This window comes from Nocardia beijingensis NBRC 16342 (genome assembly GCF_001612785.1).
GTDB classification, from domain to species: Bacteria; Actinomycetota; Actinomycetes; order Mycobacteriales; family Mycobacteriaceae; genus Nocardia; species Nocardia beijingensis.
Genome location: NZ_BDBC01000111.1, coordinates 1 through 737 on the forward strand (window position 1 = coordinate 1; position 737 = coordinate 737).

A 737-nucleotide genomic window follows, 5' to 3' on the forward strand; every position below is an offset into this window, starting at 1 on the left:
TCGAACCGGTCGAGGAGACCCGCGACCCCTCCGACACCCAAACCGAGCTGCTCGCCACTCGCGCTGATCTGGCGCAGCAGTACCGGCAGGCCCGCGACGACAGTGACGACGAGATGGCCGACGCCATCGGTGAACTGGTGGGCAGCCTGGACCGCGACCTGCGCGAGTCGGGGTTCCGTGGGCCGATCCCACCGTTGGACCCGACCGAACGGAAGCGGCGGTCTCGCTCGACCAAGCGGCGTCAGGACGTGCCGAACCTGCCGCGGAAGAAGGTGGAGCGGTACACGATCGGGCGGGTGATCGGCGGCTATCGGTCCTCGATGATGGTCACGCTCACCATGCCGTCCTACGGGTCGATCAACCAAGACGGCGCGGTAGACAGCGAGGGCAAGCCGTGCTCCGATGGCTCACCCCGCAACCCGGACACCTACGACTACGCCCGCGCGGCCCGCGACATCGTGTTCTTCTCCAAGCTGGTCGACCGCTGGATTCAGAACCTGCGCCGCTGCGTCGGCTACGACGTCCAGTACTTCGCCACCGTCGAGCCCCAGAAGCGCGGTGCCCCGCACCTGCACTTGCTGCTACGCGGGGCGATCTCCCGGGAGATTCTCCGCATGGTCACTGCGGCGACCTACCACCAAGTGTGGTGGCCGCACTTCGACCCGGAGAACGAGGTCTACTCCGGGGAGAAGATGCCGGTGTGGGACTACCGGGCCATGACGTTCGTGGACCCCGAC

Annotated in this window: 1 protein-coding gene; it reads left to right on the plus strand. The window is 67.3% G+C overall.

The window, feature by feature from the left end; genetic code table 11:
- On the plus strand, positions 1-737 hold a 737-nt coding region (locus tag NB3_RS35790; RefSeq protein WP_218020683.1), incomplete at both ends, for a replication initiator.